The sequence below is a fragment of the Paenibacillus sp. ISL-20 genome (assembly GCF_018613005.1).
In the GTDB taxonomy this organism is placed as follows: Bacteria; Bacillota; Bacilli; order Paenibacillales; family Paenibacillaceae; genus Paenibacillus_AQ.
In genome coordinates, this window is the sequence record NZ_JAGGRD010000011.1 from 1 (window position 1) to 21,884 (window position 21,884).

Consider the following 21,884-nt stretch of genomic DNA (forward strand, 5'->3'; position numbering starts at 1 on the left):
CATGCAACTACAAGGGGCGATGGCCATATTCGCTGTAAATCTCAAGCGAATACTGAAATTAGTAGACTAAGAACTACTGGTGAATACAGCATTATGAAGACAAAAAGAAGACATTCATCTCCAAAACGCGGGGTGAATGTCTTCTTTTTACACTATTTGCACCGCCTCCGAAGAAAAACGCAAGTTCTTCAGTGGCCTCGTGTAAACTGGTGTCTTTTTTCTGCAAATGACGTTGAAACTTGTGTTATACTGTTGTGGATAGAGGAGCAAGTTAAAGGAGGTGCCTTGCTTTTCGTGAATGGTTATCCATATGGGTCCAGTGACCCCCACAATGTTATATCTATCGAGATGAATGCCAATTTCTTCTTCGATCGCGCGGTTCGTTCGCTTGATCGTTTCCAATATGACAGGGCTCTGAAATATTTTCGCAAAGCTGTTGAATATGAACCGGATAATCCGGTGAATCATTGCAATATGGCGGGTATATTATCAGAGACGGGAGATTATAAAGCTTCCAACGATGTGCTGGTTCACATTTTGGAGCAAGTTGACCCGTTGATGACGGAGTGCTACTTCTACATGGCGAACAATTACGCCAATATGGAACAGTTCGAGCAGGCGGAAGAAGCGCTTGTTACTTATCTGGAGGAAGACCCCAGTGGTCAGTTTCTGGATGAGGCCGAGGAGATGATGGAGCTGCTTCATTATGAGCTGAATCGTCCTGCCAAGCTGAACCGGATCAAGAGTCGTGAAGGCGTGGTCGAGCATGAGCATGCCCGGGCGCTGCTTGAGGAAGGGAAATTCGCACAAGCGGTCAAGCTGTTGGAGGAAATCGTCAAGGATTATCCGGATTTTCTGGCTGCTCGCAACAATTTGGCTCTGGCCTATTATTATATGGGGCGCTTTGATACTGCGAAGCGTACCATTGGCGAGGTGTTGGATCAGGAACCAGGCAATCTGCACGGTTTATGCAATCTGGCTATCTTCTTTCAGCATGAAGGAAATCAGGAGCAGCGTGACCGATTGATGGACATGCTAACGGTGACGGTTCCTTTTCATCAGGAGCATGTGTTTAAGCTGGCGACAACGATGGGAATACTGGGGCAGCACGAAATTGCCTACGGTCATTTTCGCCGGTTGTTGAAGGAAGAGGAGTTTAGCGGAGATCCTAGTCTGTATCATTATACGGCCGTTGCGGCATGCAACAGCGGTTATTATGACAGGGCCGAGAAATATTGGCGGCAAGCATTGAAGCTGGACGGAGATTCGGTGATTCCGAATTTCTATCTGGCGCAGCTGCAGAAGCGTAAAGAGACCGGTACGGACCAGATGAAGGTGAGTTACCACTATCACCTTCCGTTCGAAGAGCAGTTCAAACGCTGGGAGCATGACGGCGACAAATTGACGGAGGAAGCGAAACAGAATCCGCTGATTCGTTCTTCGTTCTTCTGGGCGCTCCGGCATGGCGATCCCCATACCAAGCTGCAGGTGATCCGGACGCTGGAATTGATTGCCGATGAAGAGGTGCAGCATGCCCTGCAATCGTTCCTACAGGAACCGGGAGAGGATGCGGAGCTGAAAGATGCCGCCCGCCTGGTACTCCAGCAGATGGAGACCGCAAGCAATCGGCTGAAGGAACGCCGCGACGATCGCGATATATCCAGCAGTAAGACCCGCGAGGTGCTGCCGGATTGGCTGCCTTCCTGGAAGGCGGTGCTGGAGAAGGCAGAGCAGACCATGGACATGCGGGTAGACCCTTTTTGGAAAAAAGAGATGGAGAATCTCTGGTCCGAGTTCCTGAGCCGGCTGTACCCTGATATTCCGAACATTCGGAATGTGGAGGGCTGGGCAGCGGCATTGGAATATCTGACGGCCAAGAAGCGTGGACGAACCCTAACCTATGAACAGGTGGCTGTCCGTTACGGTATTTCACCATCAACGGTGAGTCGTTACGCACGTCAAATGGATAGTGTATGTGAAACGAAAGCACAGCCGGATGATAATTTCCGGCCATTTACGGAAAACATTTAAGTAAGAACCCATATTCGGATACTTAGGAGACCTTGGTACATGAAGATTCCATAAGTCCTGAATAGGATGTAACACGTAACAGAAATCGACACCTTAAAGGAGGCCGTATCTATGTACAAATCAATCGTAATCGGAACAGGACCTGCCGGATTGACGGCAGCCATCTACTTGGCACGCGCGAACTTGAAGCCGCTCGTTATCGAGGGAATGCAGCCGGGCGGTCAGCTTACGACAACGACGGAGGTTGAGAACTTCCCTGGATTTCCGCAAGGAATCATGGGTCCCGAGCTGATGGATAATATGCGTCAACAAGCGGAGCGCTTCGGTGCAGAGTTCAAGAGTGCCTGGGTCGAGTCCGTTGATTTCTCCGAGCGTCCGTTCAAGGTGAATGTCGAGGGCATGGGCGAGCTTCTGGCTGAGTCCGTTATTATATCGACGGGAGCTTCCGCGAAGTATCTCGGAATTCCGGGAGAGCAGGAGAACGTTGGCCGCGGCGTAAGTACATGCGCCACATGCGACGGGTTCTTCTTCCGCGGGAAAAAGATCATTGTCATCGGCGGCGGCGACTCCGCGATGGAGGAAGCCAGCTTCTTGACGCGTTTTGCTTCCAGCGTAACGGTAGTGAACCGCCGTACCGAGCTGCGTGCATCCAAGATCATGCAGGATCGTGCACGTGAGAATGAGAAGATCCAGTGGGCTCTGGACCGTACGCCGGTTGAGGTGGTTACCAGCGAAACCGGTGTTAAAGGGCTGAAGGTCCGCAACAACGAGACCGGAGAAGACGAACTGATTGAAGCGGAGGGCGTATTTGTGGCTATCGGCCATACACCGAACACAGGCTTCCTTGGCAATCAGATTACGACCGATCCAACGGGCTACATCTTGGTTAAACCGGGTACGACGGAGACGAACATTCCGGGCGTATTCGCTTGCGGTGATGTCCAGGATACCCGTTACCGCCAAGCCATCACGGCTGCAGGCACAGGCTGTATGGCCGCTATGGACTGCGAGAAATATCTCGAGGGCCATATGGTGCATGACTGGAGCGAAACGCTGAATAAATAATCTCCGATTTTTTGAGGGATGATATGTGAAATAGAAAAAGCCTCTGAGCTATACAGCAGACGGTTTTGGCGAGACTAACATCTCGTACAAAACCTGAATTGTGTAGCCCGAGGCTTTTTTTGCTGAGGTTACAGGCTTAATGCCTTGTTGGCATTCTTCACGTCATTCTCCAGCAGCTGCTTCAAATTGTAGGACGGATACAGACCGCGCTCATACATGAAATAGAAGATCTTCCCGTGCAGTTCGATGGCCTTGTTTAACTGCTTCTGCAGCGTTTCTCTAACACTTGGTGTGGCCGCTTCGGTAATGGCAATGGCGTAGCTGCGGACCGAGGTTTTGGCAAAGCCCAGCAGATGGCCTGCGTAATACGCCGTCAAATCGGCATCAGAGAGACTGCGGGTTCCTGTTGGCGCTTCTGAATAGTAAGGTAAAAGTTCTCGCAAATTTTGTTCTATACCTTGGATCGCTTCCGTATATAGTCCATGAAGCTTCGGGTCCCTAATGTCATGCAGTGACATCTTGAACGCCATCAAGTGATTCGCCTGAAAGGCGGTTAATTCATGAATTTCCAGCGTCTCATGCCAAGCGAGATGCCTCGGATTGTTTTGACTCATGCTCAATAGGTTCTCCTCCATAATCAATATGCGATAGCATAGCCTATTCACCGGATGGAGGAATGATGCATCTGCCCAGCCCCGAGCCTTACAAATCTTGCGCCAACCGCACCATGTCACGCAGTCGCATGCCGTTCTCATAGATTTCCTCATCATAATGGCGAACAAAAAAGTCCCGATCGATGCTTGTCATCCGAAATCCGCATTTCTGATACAGCGCCAGTTGCGCCACGCCAGTGCTTCCTGTGCCCACTTCAATTGTTGCATATCCGAGTTCCCGTGCCTGCCCGATGGCATGATTCACAAGCTGTTTGCCATAGCCCTGGCCGTGCAGATTCTCGCTTACCGCAACGTTAACCAGCTCGATCGTATCGGGCCTTGTAGGCAGCAGGACGTAGACCCCGATCTGATGCGAGTCCTCTTCAGCCACATAGCAATGACCGCGCTTTACATAGTCATCAACCAGCCTTAACGATGGATCCGCAAGCAGCAGCAGGTCCATAGGGGGTTTTTCATGAGTATTCAGCTTTCTAATGTTCACGAGCGTTCTCCTTATATCTATAGTGATTTTAAAACAGGTTTATTGTAACATGCCTGGGCACGGAATTCCTGGATTTGGATGATTTCAACTGACGGTTGAATTCTTCCGGGATTCAAAAACCAGGTTATTGTATGCCTTACGTAACGCCCCTACAATGAGGTTAAATAGGAGAGTGATCCATATGAGAGACATGTTAGCCAAAAATATTAATCGTTACCGCAAAGAACGGGGGCTCACCCAGGAGGGATTGGCTCACAAGCTGGGCGTTACGTTCCAGGCGGTATCCAAATGGGAAACGGGACAGACCATGCCCGATATCGCGCTGCTTCCGGAGCTGTCACAGCTGCTGGACGTCAGCATCGATAAGTTGTTTGGTTACTCTGGGGCGGGCAAGCCGATCAGCATATATGAAGAGGAGTACAAAACACCGGAGTACTATTGGGGCACGGAGCCGAACGCGGCCTGTTACCAGGTACTTGAAATGATCCCGCCCACAAGAAGGGTAAAGCTGCTGGATATCGGGTGTGGGGAAGGGAAGGATGCCGTGTTTTTTGCCCGTAACGGCTATGAGGTCACAGCATTCGACATATCGGATGCGGGGATCGAGAAAACGAAGCGATTGGCTGATAACATCGGGGTACACGTGAACGTATTCAAGGCGGATATTTCGGACTACCGTCTGGACTCGGAGTTTGACGTGTTGTATTCCAGCGGCGTTCTGCATTATATCAGACCCGAGTATCGTGAAGAAATCTTTACTAATTATAAAAAATTCACGTCGGCAGAGGGATTTCATTGCCTGAATGTGTTCGTACAAAAGCCGTTCATAACGCCTCCTCCCGAGGATGAGCCGTACGCTTACGACTGGAAATCCGGGGAGCTTATGATGCATTATCACGATTGGTTGATTCACAGCTGCCCGGAGGTTATTTTTGATTGCAATTCGTCAGGCATACCGCACCGGCATGCGATGAGTAAGTTGATGGCACAGAAGGCGTAATGGAAGGCGAGTTAGGCTGCTTTCTAACTTTTTCGTACAAATATGAGGATGGTTAACATAGCTACCCCTTCCCAAACATACATAAGGGTGTAGATTAATATTGGCATGGGAGGTCTTTCATGAACAACCATAACCATTTTGGTTATCCAGCGCCGCCTGCGGGTTATGCACCGGGTTACTATGCTTATCCCCCGCCCCAACCGATACCACTGTATTACGCGCCTCGTACCCCGGCAATTCCGCAGCCAGCCCATTACGCAACGTTGGTTGAACCGGTATTTATTGAACATCTGCTCCGGCATAAAGGAGCCAAGGTAGTCATCGTGACTACCGCGGGGAAAGTCGATGGGATCTTGTCCGCAGTTGCGGTGGACCATCTCCAATTGACGGTTGGGGATAATAAGGCACTGCACATTCGTCTGGCCGAGGTGGTGTACTTCGAGGGAGTTCCGTTCTGATAAATAGGTGAGCAAAAATAGTTTAAATAAAAAATTACCGGCTGGAAGGGAAGGATTAGGCCAGCAAATCGCCAATTCATACAGTACAGATCCGAAGGCGTTCCGAAGGGGACGTCTTTATTCTATTGAACTGAGGCCGACCGATTGGACGGGTCGGTATGGAGGAACGATGAAAAAAGTACGCATTCCATTCGACATAAAAACGCTGCCTGTTAGCTTGCAGCCCTATATCCAGACAGCTGCCGTCTATGACAGTAGCTCCTCGGAACAGGCCAAAACCCTGTACATCGAGGGAGCGAACCAACCGATGTTTTTGAAGATAACGAAACGAGATGAACTTAAGAGAGAAGGGTTGATGTCGGATTATTTACACGGAAAAGGCCTGGCTCCCAAGGTGCTGGCCTATGAGCAGCATGGCGATAACGATTACCTGCTGACCGTCGCCCTGCAAGGGGATGATGGGGTGTCCGGGGGACATCTGGAAGATCCGAAGAGACTGGCTGCCGTGTTCGGGGAGAGTTTGCGTTATCTCCATTCTATATCTGCTGCCGACTGTCCTTTTCCGAATCGAACGGCTGAACTTATCCAGGAGTATCGGGAAAGTTTCATGAACAAAACGGGAGATATCAAAGGGTTTCCGGGCGGAAGAGAACAGGCTCTATTATGCCTTGAGAAGCTGCAGGGAACGGCTGATCATGATGTGCTGCTCCACGGCGATTATTGTCTGCCGAATTTGATTATGAGAGATTTCCAGCTTGAAGGTTTTATCGATCTGGGTTATGGCGGGATCGGAGACCTTCATTACGACCTCTATTGGGGAATTTGGACGCTTCGATATAACCTGGGGAGCGATGACTACCAGGATATTTTTCTCGACCATTACGGCCGGAACGATTTTGATCCGGAGAGATTGGCGCTATGGACCGCATTAACGGATAGTATCTAGGGTGGGAAGGAAGATGCACATGAATTCATACCATATTCGAGTCGCTGGCCGGGAGGATGAATCCTTTTTGCGGGAGATGCTGTATGAGTCTCTGTATGTGCCCGAGGGAGAGGAGCCTTTTAGCCGAGACATACTCGAAGAGCCGTTCATGAAAAAATACGTGGACGACTGGGGGCGAGCGGGCGATTTAGGCTATATTGCCGTGAATGCCACAGGGAAGCCGATAGGCTCGATTACGATCCGTCATTTTGATGAAGAGAACAAAGGGTTCGGTTATGTGAGTGATGACATTCCCGAGCTGGGCATGGCGCTGCTGCCGGAATCCCGCAGGCAAGGGCTTGGAACGGCCCTGATGAAGGAATTGTTCAGAGGAATGAAGGAGCAGGGGATTCAGAAGGTATCGTTAAGCGTCGCTCCCGAGAACACGGCCGCTATGAAATTATATGAGCGTTTCGGATTTCAAGAGGTAGGTGTAAGCGGAACATCTATCACGATGGTTGCGGATGTCATCTGAAACACGGGAATTGGGGATTTAATAAGGAAGATGGGGGATCACGATGCTGGTGTACGAGGCTGGACCGATTACGGTTCGCGAGCTGGAGGAGAAAGATGAATTATCTTTAGTTTCTTGGTTGTCGAATCCGGATGTGCTGCAGTATTACGAGGGACGGGATAATCCTCATGACGTGGAGCGGGTGCTGGAGCATTTCTATGTGGATGATGATGAGACCCGCTGTATTATTGAGTATGAGGGGAAACCGATCGGGTATATCCAGTTTTATCTTTTGGATGAGGAGACGTTAGGCGAGTATGGGTATAACGGGAGTGATGCAGACTGCAGAACATTCGCCACGGATCAATTTATCGGGGAGCCGGATTATTGGAATCGAGGCATCGGTACGAGGCTCGTGACTTCCATGGTGGAGTATCTCGTGTTTCAGAGGCAGGCTGACCGGATCGTGATGGACCCGCAGGCTTGGAATGAACGGGCGATTGCTTGTTACGAGAAGTGCGGCTTTCGGAAGATCAGGCTGCTGGAGAAGCATGAACAGCATGAAGGAGAACTGCGAGACTGCTGGATTATTGAATATCGGGCGGAGCGAAATTAGCGAAATTAAATACATTTGGATATAGAGGGATGGGCCAGCGTGGCTCATCCTTTTTTGTTCCGCGCAAACGCACAAAAAGTAAAATTCGTTCCAAAATGCACATTTCTCTTTCTTATAAGCGGCAAGCGACTTTTTTACAATGGAGGTATCCAGATTCTATGTTCAACAGCATCGGTCTCAAATAGAGATACAAGTGAAATGTGGTGCTAAGCAAAAATGCCCAGGAGGAGAGACGTATGAAACGAACAAACAAATCTGCCCATCTTAGCATGGCAGCGAAGGAGCAAATTGCCGGATATTTATTTGTTGCTCCTTTAATGCTTGGGCTGTTTATTTTGACATTAATCCCTGTCATTGGGTCTTTGCTGCTAAGTTTCACGAATTGGAACTTCGTAGCCGGGATGGGCGCAATCAAATTTGCAGGACTGAGTAATTTCGTCACCCTATTCAAGGACAGTGCGTTTATGCAAAGTTTGGTTAACAATCTGGTCTTCATTATTACCGTTCCTGTTACCATGATTTTGGCCTTGGTACTTTCGGTACTGATTGACCGGCAGGTCTATCTTAAGGGTGCCTTTAAGGTTATTTACTTTCTTCCCTATATTTCAAGCATTGTTGCTGTCGCCATGGTGTGGCAGGTTCTATTCCACCCATCTCTTGGCCCGGTGAATAAGTCGCTGATGTCCCTGGGTATAGATAATCCGCCGAAATGGCTTGCGGATATCGATTTTGCGCTGCCGTCCCTGATGATGATTCAGGTGTGGATCCTATTAGGGTACAACATCATCATCTATATTGCCGGATTACAGTCCATCCCAAGAGACCTGTATGAAGCTGCCGAGATTGATGGAGCGAATGCATGGGTGAAATTCCGCAGTATTACGCTGCCGTGCATATCGCCGACCACCTTTTTCTTATTAGTGACCGGGATCATCGGCACCTTCAAGATTTTTGATCTTATCCAAGTGCTAACACAGGGCGGACCGGCTAATTCGACAACTGTTATCGTATATGAATTATACGATACAGCCTTCAATCAGCTGAAGACAGGTTATGCCTCCAGTATGGCTTTGATCCTGTTCCTGATCTGTCTGCTGATCACGGGCGCACAGATGCTAGCTCAGAAGAAGTGGGTCAACTATTAGAGGTTGTTCAAAAAGTCATCCTTTGACCACGAAGCAGCACATGAAGCTTAATCGACATCGAATATTGAATTTAGCCGGGTATGAGAGGAGAGGTATCCCATGAAATTAAATATATCCAAATTGATTTGGACGATCATTATGGCCTTCATCGGTATTCTGTTTATTCTTCCGTTTGTATGGATGTTGTCAACCTCCTTTAAACCGGAGATGGATGTGTTCAAATTTCCGATTGAATGGATTCCGAAAAATTGGAATGCCGTAGAGAACTACCAGACGGTATGGAGCGGACAGTTCGTACGTTATTATTGGAACTCCATTTATATCACGATCGCAACGACCGTCATTAATGTGTTTGTATGCGCACTTGCAGCCTATGGCTTCTCCAAGCTGCGTTTTCGCGGCAGAGATGCCATGTTTGTGCTTGTTCTGGCTTTGTACATGGTTCCGCCGCAGGCTTCGCTGGTACCGCAGTTCTTATTGTTCAATTGGATGAATCTGATTGATACCCATGCGGGTCTGATCCTGCTGAACAGCTTCAGTATTATTGGAGCATTCATGTTGAAACAATTTTTCATGGGCGTGAACAACGAGTATATTGAGTCCGGCAAAATGGACGGGGCGGGCCACTTCCGAACCTTCTGGCAGATTGCTCTTCCGCTTATCCGTCCGGGTGTCGCTACTTACGCTATTCTCCGGTTCATCTGGACATGGAACGACTATCAGTATCCATTAATTTTCTTGAAGTCCAAAGATCTGTTTACGATCCAGCTCGGCATCCGACTCTTTGGGGACCAATATGGGGATGTATATTCCCTCATGATGGCTGGCGCAGTATCGGCCATATTGCCTCTGCTTATCATTTTTGCGATTGGTCAGAAGCAGGTTATCGAGGGCATTTCGCTTGGCGGGGTCAAGGGCTGACAAAAAGTCAAAATAGTTTGGCTTCCGTAAAAATAGGGAACTACGCTGAAAGATCGATCATGATAGGATGATTTTGTAAGCACTTACTTCTATGAATAACGGGAAGCAGTTACTTTCGAGGAGGGTCAATATGAAAATCAAGAGATTATCGGCGATGTTGTTAAGCTTATCCTTTGCGCTTGTTGTTTCGGCTTGCGGAGGTGGAGGCAGCACGACGTCTGATTCGGCCGCTCAAGGCAGCGCGGACGCAGGCAAAGAAGCAGCACCTGATCAAATTGTGTTGAAATTAAGCACGTGGCAGACAGATGCAAAAGCGCAATGGAGCAAGATTATTCCCGAGTTTGAGAAGAAGTATCCAAACATCAAGGTAGAGCTGGATCTTCTGAACGAGAAGGGCGATTCGCTTGCTTCCATGCAAAAACTGGACCTGATGGCCGCTTCGAATGACCAACTGGACATCGTTGAGCTTCCTTATACGAATTATTCGCAGCGGGCAGATATCGGGCTTTTTGAACCACTCGAGAGCTACATAGAACAAGATGGCTACCAATACGATGATGAATACTTGGTGGATACCAGAGTCAACGGCAAAATTTACGCACTGCCATCCTCCATGCAGCGCTGGTTCGTTATTATGAACAAAGCGATGTTGGAGGAAGCGGGTCTGCCGATCCCTACGGACTGGACGTGGAAAGAGTTTGAGGATTACGCGAAGAAGCTGACCAAGGGGGAAGGTGTCGAGAAACGATATGGTGCTTACCTGCACAATTGGCCAGATTACTTCCAGCTGCAATTGATGAGCAAGCCGTCTGATAATACGTTTCTTAAAGGCGACGGAACATCCAATGCCAAGGACCCACTGCTGAAAGCTAATCTGGAAATGATGAAGCGAATGATGTATGAGGATAAGAGCGCGAATCCGTACGAAGATATTATTTCGCAAAAGCTGGCTTACCGTAATCAATACTTCAACGGGCTTGCTGCTATGCTCCCTATGGGCGATTGGATGGTGGCGGAGTCTGGAGGAACGGACGCCATTCCGGCTACCTTCGAAACCGTATTTGCACCTCTGCCTAAACTGGAAGGGGAAAGCAAACATTACTCCCCGGTACAACCGACATATATGGCAGTGGCAGCAAAATCCGAAAATAAGGAGGCCGCTTATCAATTCGTCAGATGGTATACGTCCGAAGGTCTCGAAATAGGGGGAAGAGTATTCTCCGGCTGGGCCAAATCGGATACAGATAAGCTGATCGATACAATTGTAGGCTCCTCGAAAGATCCATCGAAGATCGATGTGGAGTCACTGAAATATACGATTAATAACACGGTGCCAGGATCAGCTCCGGTGCCTGTAAAATATGCCGAGGAAGCAAAGAATGTTGTGATTCCTGAAGCGGAGCTGTATATTCTGAATAAGCATGATCTGGACAAAACGATCGACAGCATCGATCAGAAGATTACCGAGGTTGTGAATAGTAATAAAAATTAGGCTGAGTTCGCAAGAATGTGATATGCCTAATGCATTAACAGGATACGAGGATGGTTAAGGGGAAAACTCAGGTTTTCCCTATTCCAATTCATTAAGATTTGAGGACTGCATCTGTGATGATTCCCAAATTATCATTGCGAAAAAAATTAATCTGGTCAGCACTGTTATGTTTTCTGTTTCCCCTGGGCGGAATATATTGGGTTACCAATTATTTAACCAAGGATCTTCTGCTGGATAGGGCCATTGTGAGCTCTGAGGATGCACTAAAAGCGGTTCAATCCGATGTGAATAGCGTTCTGGATCAAACATTGGAGCTGTCCAACATGGTGCTGACGAACTCGGAGATCAGACAGCAAATTATGTCCAGGCAGAAGCAGGGCACGCAGGAATACAAGAATGAGATCCTTGTAAACTACAGCCGCTTGATCCGGCTGCTCGATGAGCTCTTTAGACAGCATGATGATTATTATGTCACCATCCTTGGAAAGAACGATTTTACATATACCAATTATTCTCACAACGACTTTAATCCGGCCATCTTATACAAGCAGCCGTGGTTCGCGGAGCTAAACCAAATTCCCTCGTTCTCAACCTATTGGGTGGGATTGCAGGACAATTATTTTCATGCTGCCGACAAGGATGGTTCTTATCTGATTACGATCGGGCGACCGATAAGAACCTCCTCCAACAGCATCATCGGTTATGTCATCATCAGCGTGAATGAACGTAAGATCCGCAGCCATCTTCAGAGCGGCTCTAATTCAGACCAGGATATGATGCTGCTGGACGAGAAGGGTGTGGTCATCTCTCACTCCGATCCGTCCCTTATCGGAAGCAGGATGACCTGGTGGAATCAGGATGAGCCTGCACGAACGATTGAAATGGATAGCCGGGAATATGTATACGCGGAGCAGTCCATTCGTCCGAATACTTGGAATCTGGTCGGCTTAATTCCGTTATCATCAGCCGTCTCCAAGTATAAACAGATTTTATTAATTAGTTTTGGGCTGCAGGTGCTTTTCTTTACCTTATTCTGTCTTCTTCTGATGGTATTAATTTCGGCCTTTACGAAGCCGATGAGGGAACTGAGCAGCTTCATAACCCGCATTGGCCGGGGGCAGCTGGATATCCGCTCGGGCATACGCGGCAACAACGAGGTGACTCAGCTCGCACGGACGATTGATCATATGCTGGACAGGATCGAATCCAATATCGAGCAAATTACCGTGGAACAGGCCAAGAAGCGAAAGGCCGAGCTGGAGATGCTGCAGGCTCAGATCAACCCGCACTTTATGTTTAATCTTCTGAATTCCATCCGGCTTAACATATTGATCGAAGGGGATAAAGAGAACGCCGAATTAATTGCCTCCTTGTCTTCCCTGCTGCGCATGACGATTAACCGCGATAATGAATTTATTCCGCTTCATGAAGAGGTGCAGACGGTTCATCACTATATCCGGCTCATGAATTTCCGGCATGCCAACCAGGTGAGACTTGAGGTGAATTACGAGGCAGGCTGCGAGCAAGCGTTAGTTCCGCGCTTCATGATTCAACCAATAATTGAAAACGCTATTATTCATGGCTATGAGCAGTTTGCCGGGGTCATCTTCATCCAGGCGGTCCATATCACTGAAAAAGGAGCCAACGATATCTGCATCACGGTCCGTGACAACGGGATCGGGATGAGTGAGGCTGCGCTTCAAGAGCTGCGCGCCAATGTGGACTCGGTTCAGGGAGCAGCAGCACCTGCCAAAAAGGGATTTTCCGGCATTGGTGTCAAGAATGTATTTCAGCGCCTTCGTCTGATCTACGGAACGAACGCCCAACTGGAGATTCACAGTGAGCAGGACATTGGAACAAACATCACGTTAAAGTTTCCATTCGAGGTGGAGAGAGGTGAGCATGGTGTTGACAGCGATTCTGGTGGACGATGATTATCCTGTTGTGCGCTATTTGTCGCAAAGCATTGCGTGGAAAGAGCTGGGTGTTGAATTGATCGGTTGTTACTCGAACGGCTTGGAGGCTTGGGAGGATGCGCAGCTTAAGCAGCCTGACATTATTATTACGGATATCGGGATGCCCAAGATGAATGGCCTGGAGATGCTTGAAAAGTTCAACACAGTGAATCCCTTGTTTCGAGCTGTCATTTTATCCTGTCATAACGAGTTCCATTATGCGCAACAAGCTATGAAGCTCAAAGTGAGTGATTATATTCTAAAAGAGAGTTTGGATGTAGAGCAGCTGCAGCAGCTGCTGCATAACATCGCTATTGATCTGAGCGAGGAGAAGCACAAAGCGGCAGAAGTGATGATGTATATGCAGAAGGAATCGCTCAACCGGTCCGCGCTAAAAGATCAATTGCTGAAGGATACCCTGTACCAGTTATCTTGGACAAAGGAAGCATGGATTAAGCATGCCCGGTTAAATGGTGTTGACCTTCAGGCCAGATATTACTTGCCTTTCGTTGTCTCTATTGACCGAATGCCCGAAGTTTCAAGGACACGCAAAATGAACGATTATACGATTGCATTCGCGGTCGAAAATGTGCTGCAGGAAGTGCTCGATTCGATGCACCGCAGCGTTATTTTTCATTACAGCAACAAAGAACTGGTTGTTTTCATCTGTTGCGAGGACCCTGTTAAGGAACAGCAGATACTCTACTATTCCCTGCAGCGGGCGATAACGGCCATGAAACAATATTTGAAAATATCCGTTACCTGTCTATTGGGACGGGAAGCCGCAGCACCTGAAGAGCTTCGGCTTATATTAATGCCCATGCTCAAGGAATGGAGCCATCGCTTCTATCTGGAGGAATCCAGCATCTGCCGGTACGAGAAGGCGTCCTTCACCAGCGGAGATATGTATGGAGAGTATGCCGTATTCTTCTCGCGGATCAATGACATGCTGGCCTTGAATCGGCCTGAGCACGTAGAGGAGATTGTAAAGGAATGGGCGGCATGGGTGGAGACGAACCGGTTCCCTCCTGCGGATGTGAAAGAATGGGTGCTGCAGCTGCTCATGGATTTACAGATGAAAACGAAAGTGACATTACAGGTTCAGGACAGCATAACCGAAGAGAAGCTGTATGACGCGATCAACGATATTCATTCCATGGAACATCTGCGGAGCTGGATCATGGCATATCTGACGGAGCTCTCCCGCAGATTAAGTGTATTATCCATCCGCTCTAAGCGTTCCGAGATCATCCGGGCACAGAAATATGTGATTCAGCACGTGACCGAGAAATTGACGCTTGAAGAGATGGCGGGTTATTTAAATTTGAACTCAAGCTATTTCAGCCGCTTGTTTAAACGTGAAACGAACCAGAATTTTATCGAATATGTCAATATGGTCAAACTCCAGAAGGCGAAGCAGTTACTTCAACAGTCTAATAAGACCGTCGAGGAGATATCGGACTATCTGGGTTATGCCAATAAGAGCTATTTTATCAAATTGTTCAAGCGGGAAATTGGCATGACGCCGAGCGAGTTTACGTCTTGGAGTTAATTTTTAGCGATAGGAGGAGAGAGTGAGATCATGGAACAGACACAAGGATCGTTACAAGGCTTTCCACTTCGCACCAAAGCCGATCTGCAGAAGGCCGTGCTGGATACGCTGGAGCCTTTGAAGCGGCGGTTCACGTCGGGATATGCCGGGCTAACGCTTGGATCTACAGCAGCCATACATAATGACGCCATCGCACTTATGGAGGCTTTTGCCAGACCCTTATGGGGATTGATTCCTCATGCCAGTGGAGGCGGCGAATCGGATTTATGGCCGCTGTACCTGAAGGGCATCGTGAATGGCACGGACCCGAAGCATGCCGAATATTGGGGAGAGTTTACGACCCAGGATCAGCGTATGGTCGAGCAGGCGGTATTCGGATTTGGACTGGCGCTTGCTCCACATAAGCTGTGGGAGCCATTGCAGGAGCAGGAGAAGCAGCAGCTGTACCGGTGGCTCAATCAGATCAAACTCGTGGATCATTCCAATCCGAACAATTGGCTGATGTTTACAGTGCTTGTAAATATGGGCTTCAAGAAGGTGGGCATGCCTTACAATCAAGCCATTATGGATGAGTATCTCGATATCATCGATACTTACTATTTAGGCGATGGATGGTATTCCGACGGCAAGACGGACCAGCGGGATTATTATATTCCGTTTGCGATGCACTTCTATACGCTGATCTACGCGAAGCTGATGGAGCAACATGATCCTGAACGTGCTCGGATTTATAGGGAGCGGGCGAAGATGTTTGCAGAGCAATTCATTTATTGGTTCGCCGAGGATGGAAGCAGTCTTCCCTTTGGACGAAGCCAGACCTATCGCTTCGCCCAGGTCTCCTTCTGGTGTGCGCTCGTATACGCCGGCGTCGAGCCATTCTCCCTCGGCGTAATCAAAGGGATCATTATGAGGCATTTGCGGTGGTGGTTTGCCCAGCCCATCTTTACGACAGACGGCTTGTTAAGTATCGGATATGCCTACCCCAATTTGATCATGGGGGAAAGCTACAATGCGCCGGGATCACCATACTGGGCGTTTAAGTCATTTCTCATATTGGATTTGCCGGATGATCATCCGTTCTGGACAGTGGAAGAGGAGCCCTTGCCAAACTTGAAACCGGTGTCAGCCCAGCCTCATGCCAGAATGCTGATATGCAAACCGGAAGATGATGGACATATAACAGCCCTGGCTTCCGGTCAAATGGCTAACTTTGATATGGCACACAGTGCAGCCAAATATGCAAAATTCGCCTATTCTACGCGATTTGGTTTCAGTGTTCCCAAAGGGTATTATGGCCTCGGACAGGGGGCTTATGATTCGATGCTTGCTCTAAGCGAATGCGATGAGCATTATCGTGTACGGCGCTTTTGCGAGGAGTTCCGCATCGAAGAACAGCATGTATACTCCAGATGGCTTCCTTGGCATGATGTCGAAGTGCGGACATGGCTGGTTCCTGCCGGACTGTGGCATGTACGGATTCACCATATCCATTCAAGCCGCTGCTTGACTGTGGCTGAGGGCGGATTTGCCGTGGGAAGGATGATTGATTTTGCCCTGAGCGAGACCGAGGCGGTCAAGGCGGAACCCCAACGGATGGCTGCGATGATGCCGGGTGGAATCAGTGGAATCGTCAATGTGCAAGGATACGGCGGTGCGGTCATGGTTTACCCGGAGGCCAATACGAACCTGCTCAAGCCGAGAACGATGATTCCGACGTTAACCGTCCAGCTGGAGCCAGGGGAACATGTTTTGATATCGGCCGTATACGGAGCTTCAAACCGCGAGGACAATCGGAGACGCTACGACTTCCCTCCGATTGTAGAGCGCACACTCGAAGGAAACATCGTTGTTATGGATGCCGAGAACGGAAGCGTCCTATTTCGTTTGGACATATTGCACAATCAAGCATATGAGCAAGGGGAGGATGAACATGTGGAAAGGCACAATTGAGGATGCCATTCAGAAAATCAAGCAAAATATTAGGAAGCATCCGGGGAAGTTGCCGCATATTATCGAGGGCCAGCGATACGAGTGGGGCGATAATAACGACTGGATCGAAGGGTTCTATGTCGGGATGATGTGGCTTGCCTACGAGTATGGACAAGATCCCTTCTATAAGGAGGCGGCTGAGTCTTACCTGACCAATTTTCAGGATCGGCTGGATCGGCATGTGGCATTGGATCATCATGACATCGGTTTTCTATATTCACTGTCTGCGGTAGCGCAGTGGCGTGTAACGGGGAGCGATGCGGCTCGTATGACGGCACTGCAGGCAGCGGACACCTTGCTGGCACGGTGGCGCCCCCAAATGGAAATCATACAGGCATGGGGGGCAGCGAATGATCCGGAGAACGGGGGACGGATCATCATCGATTGTCTGCTGAATCTCCCGCTATTATTTTGGGCTCATGAGCAGACAGGGGAAACAAAGTATTATGATGTTGCCATGAAGCATGCCTTGCAGAGCCAGAAATTTCTGGTGCGTGGGGACGGTTCCTCCTACCATACGTTCTATTTTGATGTTAACAATGGAAATGCGCTTCGGGGCGGTACCCATCAAGGGTACCAAGACGGATCGACCTGGACACGTGGTCAGGCTTGGGGGATATACGGTTTTGCACTGGCTTACAGATATACGAAGCATGAGGCATTTTTGGATACGGCCAAGCGTCTTGCCCGATATTTTATCGAACGCATGGCTGAGGATGGGGTTGTCTATTGGGACTTCGATGTGCCAATTGATGAGGGCACACCGCGCGACAGCTCGGCATCGGCTATTGCAGCGTGCGGATTGCTGGAGCTTCTGGAGCTTATGGAAGACCATGATTCGGACCGGGCGCTGTTCGAGGATGCCTTGAACCGCAGCATGAGCGCATTGGTGGAGCATTATTCAACGATGGACCTGCCCGATGCGGAGGGGCTGGTGAAGCACGGCTCTTACCATGTGAGGGGCGACCGGGCGCCGGATGATTATATGATCTGGGGAGATTATTTTTATTTGGAAGCGCTGGTCCGGCTCGAACAAGGAATTAAAGGCTATTGGTACGAATCTTAAAGCGAAATATGTAACGGGTATAGACCTCTGTCGGCGATCTGCCTGCAGAGGTTTTTTGTGTATCTGACGAACGGGACGAGGTAGCTAACGTAAAGAGGCCGAGCGAACATGCAAAGAGCAAGAGAGTACGGTTCCTGTTAGGACCGTACTCTCTTGCTCTTTTTTTTCGGACTCATATCGTACGGCCCAAGCTCGATTTCGGTTGCTCGACTCTTAGGGATCCTCTTTCAGCTGCAGCTGCAGATGGTGCTTGGCGAATACTTCCCGCATGGCAGCTTTCGCCTCCATTTGGTCCGGACCATAAACGTAGAGAAGGTACGTTTGGTTGCGGTACAGTGTCATGCTTAGACCCAGTATGCTTTTTGCGTCGTGATCCGGTCCAAGGACGAGTACGATGCTGGATGAGAAATCATTCGCCCTCTTATTGATGTCCACGATAGCTCGTATGCTGCTCCCCATTCCTGAACCCTCCCCGTTTCATGGAATCGTAATCGTTAGCGGTATTCCCTTGGAATACGGCGCGCGACCCCGGTTCGGATGGCTGCCTGGATGACAAGGTCCCGGATGCCGCTGACGACTTGCTGGTTGAATACGCTCGGGATGATGTAATGCCGACTCCGTTCCTTGTCCGTGACCGTCGAAGCGATCGCTTCGGCTGCGGCGAGTTTCATCTCCTCATTGATGGCGGAGGCTCTGCAGTCCAGAGCGCCGCGAAAAATACCGGGAAAACATAACACGTTGTTAATCTGGTTCGGATAATCGGATCTTCCCGTTGCAATGACGCCCGCGATATCCTCGGCCTCTTCCGGCAAAATCTCCGGGATCGGATTGGCCATCGCGAAGACGATAGGACGCTCTGCCATCGCCTGAACATCCTCTCTCTTCAGGATTCCGCCGGCAGACAAACCGATAAACACGTCGGCGCCTTGGATGACGTCTTGAAGTGATCCGGAACGCCGTTCGGGGTTGGTGTTGCTGGCGTACCATTGCCACATGGGATGGTCATACGTCTGATCGGCGGTCAGCGCGCCGAGGCGATCGACGCCGATGATGTTCTTCACGCCAGCCGACATCAGGATCTTGCTGCAGGCAACGCCCGCGGCGCCGATGCCGCAGACGACAACTTTCAGATTCTCCACGGTTTTTCCGACGACCTTCAGTGCATTGATCAAGGCAGCGTACAGGACGACGGCGGTTCCGTGCTGATCGTCATGGAACACTGGGATGTCCAATTCCTCGCGCAGGCGCTGCTCAATCTCAAAGCATCGCGGCGAGGAGATATCCTCCAGATTGATACCGCCAAACGCGGGAGCGATCGCTTTGATCGCCGTAATGATGCCCTCGGTATCCTGCGTATCCAGGCAGATCGGGAAGGAGTCTACGTCCGCCAGCTGCTTGAAGAGCATCGACTTGCCTTCCATCACCGGCATGGCCGCATAAGGGCCGATATTGCCAAGTCCCAGGACGGCGCTGCCATCGGAGATGACGGCCACGGTGTTACGTTTGACGGTGAGCGTAAAGGCTTTACGCGGTTCTTCGTGGATCGCCATGCATATGCGAGCAACATCCGGAGTATACACGCGGGAGAGGTCGTCGCGGTTCTGGATCGGCGCTTTCAGCTTGGTTTCGATCTTTCCTCCCAGGTGCAGCAGGAAGGTGCGATCAGATAGATGCAGCAGCTGAACGCCGGACATGCTGCGAATGCGCTCGGCAATAATGTCGATGTCGATGGTGTCGATTACCGTGATGGTGACGTCGCGAATCGTGGTATGCTTGCTCGTCTGAATGACATCAATGGCCACGATGTCGCCGCCAGCCTCAAAGATGGCGGCCGTTACTTGACCGAAGCTGGCTTCTTCCGTATTCATTTCAATTCTAGCGATGACACTTTTGCCGCCTAGTTTGCTGGTATTCATGACTGCCTCCTTGAGCTATCGATATACGTATGATGGTTAGCCTTCTTCGTTCACGACAACTTCCTTGCCTCTTCGCTTGAGTAGAATCGGAACGACAATCCAGAGCAGGGCGATGATGAGAAATGCCAGCGACATCGGCTTCTGCAGGAAGATCATAAAGTCGCCGTTGGACGTGGTCAGCGCCCGGCGCATATTGTTCTCGATCATGGGACCCAGCACGAGTCCGAGCACCAGTGGCGCGAGCGGAAAGTCATTGCGGGCCAGCAGGAAGCCGGCAATGCCGCAGATGAGCAGCAGGACCAGGTCGAAGATCTGCGCTTGTACGGCGTAAACGCCGAAGATGGAGATGGCAATGATGATTGGAATGAGATATTTGGCCGGGGTCTGGATGACCTTGGCGAATACCTTGACCAGCGGCATGTTCAGTACGAGCAGAAGCAGGTTACCAATGAGCATGCTCGCAATCAGTCCCCACGCAACTTGAGGATGCTCCTCGAACAGCAGCGGGCCTGGCTGGATGTTGTACATGATGAGCGCCCCCATCAGGATGGCCGTTGTCCCGGAACCGGGAATGCCCAGCGTCAGCAGCGGGATCATGGCGCCTCCGGAAGCCGCGTTGTTGGCCGACTCGGGGGCTGCAACGCCAGCGATGTTACCTTTGCCGAAGGATTCCGGATGCTTGCTGACCTTTTTCTCAACAATATAACTGAAGAAGGAAGCAAGCGTTGCCCCGGCGCCCGGCAGAATACCGATAAAGAAGCCAAGGATCGAGCCTCGGGCAATCGGTCCCGCGCTATCCTTCAGGTCTTGGCGAGTCGGCAGGATGCGGCCGATCTTGGAAGTTGGACCTGCTGCGTAGTCTCTCTCCAGGATGGATTTGAACACTTCGCCAAGGGCAAACAAACCGACAGCGATCGTTAGAAATTCCAGTCCAGAGTACAGGATGGGGATATCGAAGGTGAACCGTGCGACGCCGGATACGGTATCCATGCCGATGGTAGCGAGCAGCAGACCGAATACGGTCATGATGAGTGCCTTGGTGATCGATTTGCCTGCAAGCCCGCTTACTGCACAGAGTCCAAGCAGCAGGAGCGAGAAATAATCGGCCGGGCCGAATTTAATCGCTACATTGGATAAGGGCTCCGCCAGCGCGATCAATGCCACAAGCGCGAAGAGCCCGGCTGCGAACGAGCCGATCGCAGCGATGGACAAGGCCGGGCCTGCTCTGCCTTGCTTCGCCATCTGGTAGCCGTCCAGCGTCGTCACGACAGACGAGGACTCTCCGGGCGTATTGAGCAGGATCGAAGTTGTAGAGCCTCCGTACATGGCCCCATAATAAACGCCTGCGAGGAGAATGATGGAGCTGGTTGCTGCTGCTTCCGCTGGCAAGCCGCTAGTCATGGAGGCGGTGACGGGGATCAGAAGCGCGACGCCACTCATCGGACCGATGCCGGGCAGCACGCCGACCGAGGTGCCGATCAGCACACCTATGAAGGCAAAGAGCAGATTATGCCACTGCAAGGCGGTCATAAAGCCATCCGCCAAATAATCCAGAACGTTCATTGTAGATTCCTCCCATGCTCATGATAGCCAAGACGGGAAGCCCGGCATGGAGCCTTCCAGCAAGACAACAAAGATGACGTATACACCGCCGGAGAACAGCGCGGAGATTAGAATGGATTTCAGCCACTTGCCTCGTTCCAGTGTCTGAAACGCAAACAGGAGGAACAGGAAGGTGCCGATGATATATCCGATGAATTCCAGGAAATAGGCATAGAGAAACGCTGCTGCAAAAATCATGAAAAAGCGTTTATAGTCCAGCTTCTCCACATGGTTCTCCGTCGGCTTGGCTTTCAAGGCTTCATAAAACAAACGAATGCTTAGCAGCGTAAGCGCCAATCCGAGACCAAACGGGAATATGTTAGGGCCGACGGTGCTCCCGTATGCGGATGCGCTGATCTTGGCGCTCTGCCACATAAAGCCGATGCCAAGGAGCAGAAATACGATGCTGGCGTAGCGGTCAAACGTTCTGTTCAAGGTTGACACCTCCTCAAGGATGAAACGGGAGAGGGGAGCGCACCGCT

Annotated in this window: 20 protein-coding genes; 14 read left to right on the top strand and 6 right to left on the bottom strand. The window is 50.1% G+C overall.

What is annotated here, in order from left to right; genetic code table 11:
* Positions 1-294 precede the first annotated feature (294 nt).
* Both J7E85_RS07735 and trxB read left to right on the top strand, forming a co-directional pair.
* Positions 295-2,031, top strand: coding sequence for a tetratricopeptide repeat protein (locus J7E85_RS07735; protein ID WP_483311306.1), 1,737 nt, complete (start codon positions 295-297; stop codon positions 2,029-2,031).
* Positions 2,032-2,142: 111 nt separating this feature from the next.
* Positions 2,143-3,096 (top strand): thioredoxin-disulfide reductase, encoded by a 954-nt coding sequence (gene trxB, locus J7E85_RS07740; RefSeq protein ID WP_076326141.1) that lies wholly within the window; start codon positions 2,143-2,145, stop codon positions 3,094-3,096.
* A 128-nt stretch (positions 3,097-3,224) separates the two neighbouring features.
* On the opposite strand, the gene J7E85_RS07745 is transcribed toward trxB, so the two are convergent.
* Together J7E85_RS07745 and J7E85_RS07750 are read right to left on the bottom strand one after the other, a co-directional pair.
* Positions 3,225-3,710, bottom strand: coding sequence for a spore coat protein (locus tag J7E85_RS07745; RefSeq protein WP_215156581.1), 486 nt, complete (start codon positions 3,708-3,710; stop codon positions 3,225-3,227).
* An 88-nt stretch (positions 3,711-3,798) separates the two neighbouring features.
* Positions 3,799-4,251 carry a GNAT family N-acetyltransferase gene (locus J7E85_RS07750; protein ID WP_076326142.1) on the bottom strand — a complete coding sequence of 151 codons (453 nt, stop codon included), beginning with the start codon at positions 4,249-4,251 and terminating at the stop codon, positions 3,799-3,801.
* Between the two features lie 181 nt (positions 4,252-4,432).
* On the opposite strand from J7E85_RS07750, the gene J7E85_RS07755 reads away from it, so the two are divergent.
* The 12 genes from J7E85_RS07755 (at position 4,433) to J7E85_RS07810 (ending at position 17,884) form a co-directional block, all read left to right on the top strand.
* On the top strand, positions 4,433-5,251 hold the full coding sequence (locus J7E85_RS07755; RefSeq protein ID WP_215156583.1) for a helix-turn-helix domain-containing protein: 819 nt from the start codon (positions 4,433-4,435) through the stop codon (positions 5,249-5,251).
* A gap of 119 nt (positions 5,252-5,370) precedes the next feature.
* Positions 5,371-5,709: a DUF2642 domain-containing protein gene (locus J7E85_RS07760; protein ID WP_076326144.1), complete on the top strand. Its 339-nt coding sequence runs from the start codon at positions 5,371-5,373 to the stop codon at positions 5,707-5,709.
* Between the two features lie 7 nt (positions 5,710-5,716).
* Entirely contained in the window at positions 5,717-6,655 is a 939-nt protein-coding gene (locus tag J7E85_RS07765) for an aminoglycoside 3'-phosphotransferase (RefSeq protein WP_353049472.1), read from the top strand.
* A 19-nt stretch (positions 6,656-6,674) separates the two neighbouring features.
* Positions 6,675-7,169 carry a GNAT family N-acetyltransferase gene (locus J7E85_RS07770; protein ID WP_215156585.1) on the top strand — a complete coding sequence of 165 codons (495 nt, stop codon included), beginning with the start codon at positions 6,675-6,677 and terminating at the stop codon, positions 7,167-7,169.
* A gap of 43 nt (positions 7,170-7,212) precedes the next feature.
* A complete protein-coding gene (locus J7E85_RS07775) occupies positions 7,213-7,764 on the top strand; it encodes a GNAT family N-acetyltransferase (protein WP_215156587.1) in 552 nt (183 codons plus the stop codon).
* A 236-nt stretch (positions 7,765-8,000) separates the two neighbouring features.
* Positions 8,001-8,909, top strand: a complete 909-nt coding sequence (locus J7E85_RS07780) for a carbohydrate ABC transporter permease (RefSeq protein WP_076326148.1) — start codon at positions 8,001-8,003, stop codon at positions 8,907-8,909.
* Between the two features lie 99 nt (positions 8,910-9,008).
* Entirely contained in the window at positions 9,009-9,830 is an 822-nt protein-coding gene (locus J7E85_RS07785) for a carbohydrate ABC transporter permease (RefSeq protein ID WP_215156589.1), read from the top strand.
* A 130-nt stretch (positions 9,831-9,960) separates the two neighbouring features.
* Positions 9,961-11,322 (top strand): ABC transporter substrate-binding protein, encoded by a 1,362-nt coding sequence (locus J7E85_RS07790; RefSeq protein ID WP_215156592.1) that lies wholly within the window; start codon positions 9,961-9,963, stop codon positions 11,320-11,322.
* Positions 11,323-11,456: 134 nt separating this feature from the next.
* Positions 11,457-13,256 (top strand): sensor histidine kinase, encoded by a 1,800-nt coding sequence (locus J7E85_RS07795; protein ID WP_251035549.1) that lies wholly within the window; start codon positions 11,457-11,459, stop codon positions 13,254-13,256.
* Positions 13,225-14,829, top strand: coding sequence for a helix-turn-helix domain-containing protein (locus tag J7E85_RS07800; RefSeq protein ID WP_251035553.1), 1,605 nt, complete (start codon positions 13,225-13,227; stop codon positions 14,827-14,829). Before J7E85_RS07795 ends, J7E85_RS07800 begins: the two co-directional genes overlap by 32 nt.
* Positions 14,830-14,859: 30 nt before the next feature.
* Complete coding sequence (locus tag J7E85_RS07805; RefSeq protein WP_215156595.1) at positions 14,860-16,779, top strand: DUF2264 domain-containing protein; 1,920 nt, start codon at positions 14,860-14,862, stop codon at positions 16,777-16,779.
* Positions 16,760-17,884: a glycoside hydrolase family 88 protein gene (locus J7E85_RS07810; protein WP_215156597.1), complete on the top strand. Its 1,125-nt coding sequence runs from the start codon at positions 16,760-16,762 to the stop codon at positions 17,882-17,884. The genes J7E85_RS07805 and J7E85_RS07810 overlap by 20 nt, the downstream gene beginning before the upstream one ends.
* 213 nt (positions 17,885-18,097) lie before the next feature.
* On the opposite strand, the gene J7E85_RS07815 is transcribed toward J7E85_RS07810, so the two are convergent.
* The 4 genes from J7E85_RS07815 to J7E85_RS07830 are packed head-to-tail and all read right to left on the bottom strand — an operon-like array spanning position 18,098 to position 21,837.
* The gene (locus J7E85_RS07815; RefSeq protein WP_215156599.1) at positions 18,098-18,343 is read right to left on the bottom strand and encodes an HPr family phosphocarrier protein; all 246 of its coding nucleotides are present in this window, start codon (positions 18,341-18,343) and stop codon (positions 18,098-18,100) included.
* A 35-nt stretch (positions 18,344-18,378) separates the two neighbouring features.
* Positions 18,379-19,800, bottom strand: a complete 1,422-nt coding sequence (locus J7E85_RS07820; protein ID WP_215156601.1) for an NAD-dependent malic enzyme — start codon at positions 19,798-19,800, stop codon at positions 18,379-18,381.
* A 36-nt stretch (positions 19,801-19,836) separates the two neighbouring features.
* A complete protein-coding gene (locus J7E85_RS07825) occupies positions 19,837-21,363 on the bottom strand; it encodes a tripartite tricarboxylate transporter permease (protein ID WP_215156603.1) in 1,527 nt (508 codons plus the stop codon).
* Between the two features lie 18 nt (positions 21,364-21,381).
* Positions 21,382-21,837: a tripartite tricarboxylate transporter TctB family protein gene (locus J7E85_RS07830; RefSeq protein WP_215156605.1), complete on the bottom strand. Its 456-nt coding sequence runs from the start codon at positions 21,835-21,837 to the stop codon at positions 21,382-21,384.
* Positions 21,838-21,884 lie beyond the last annotated feature (47 nt).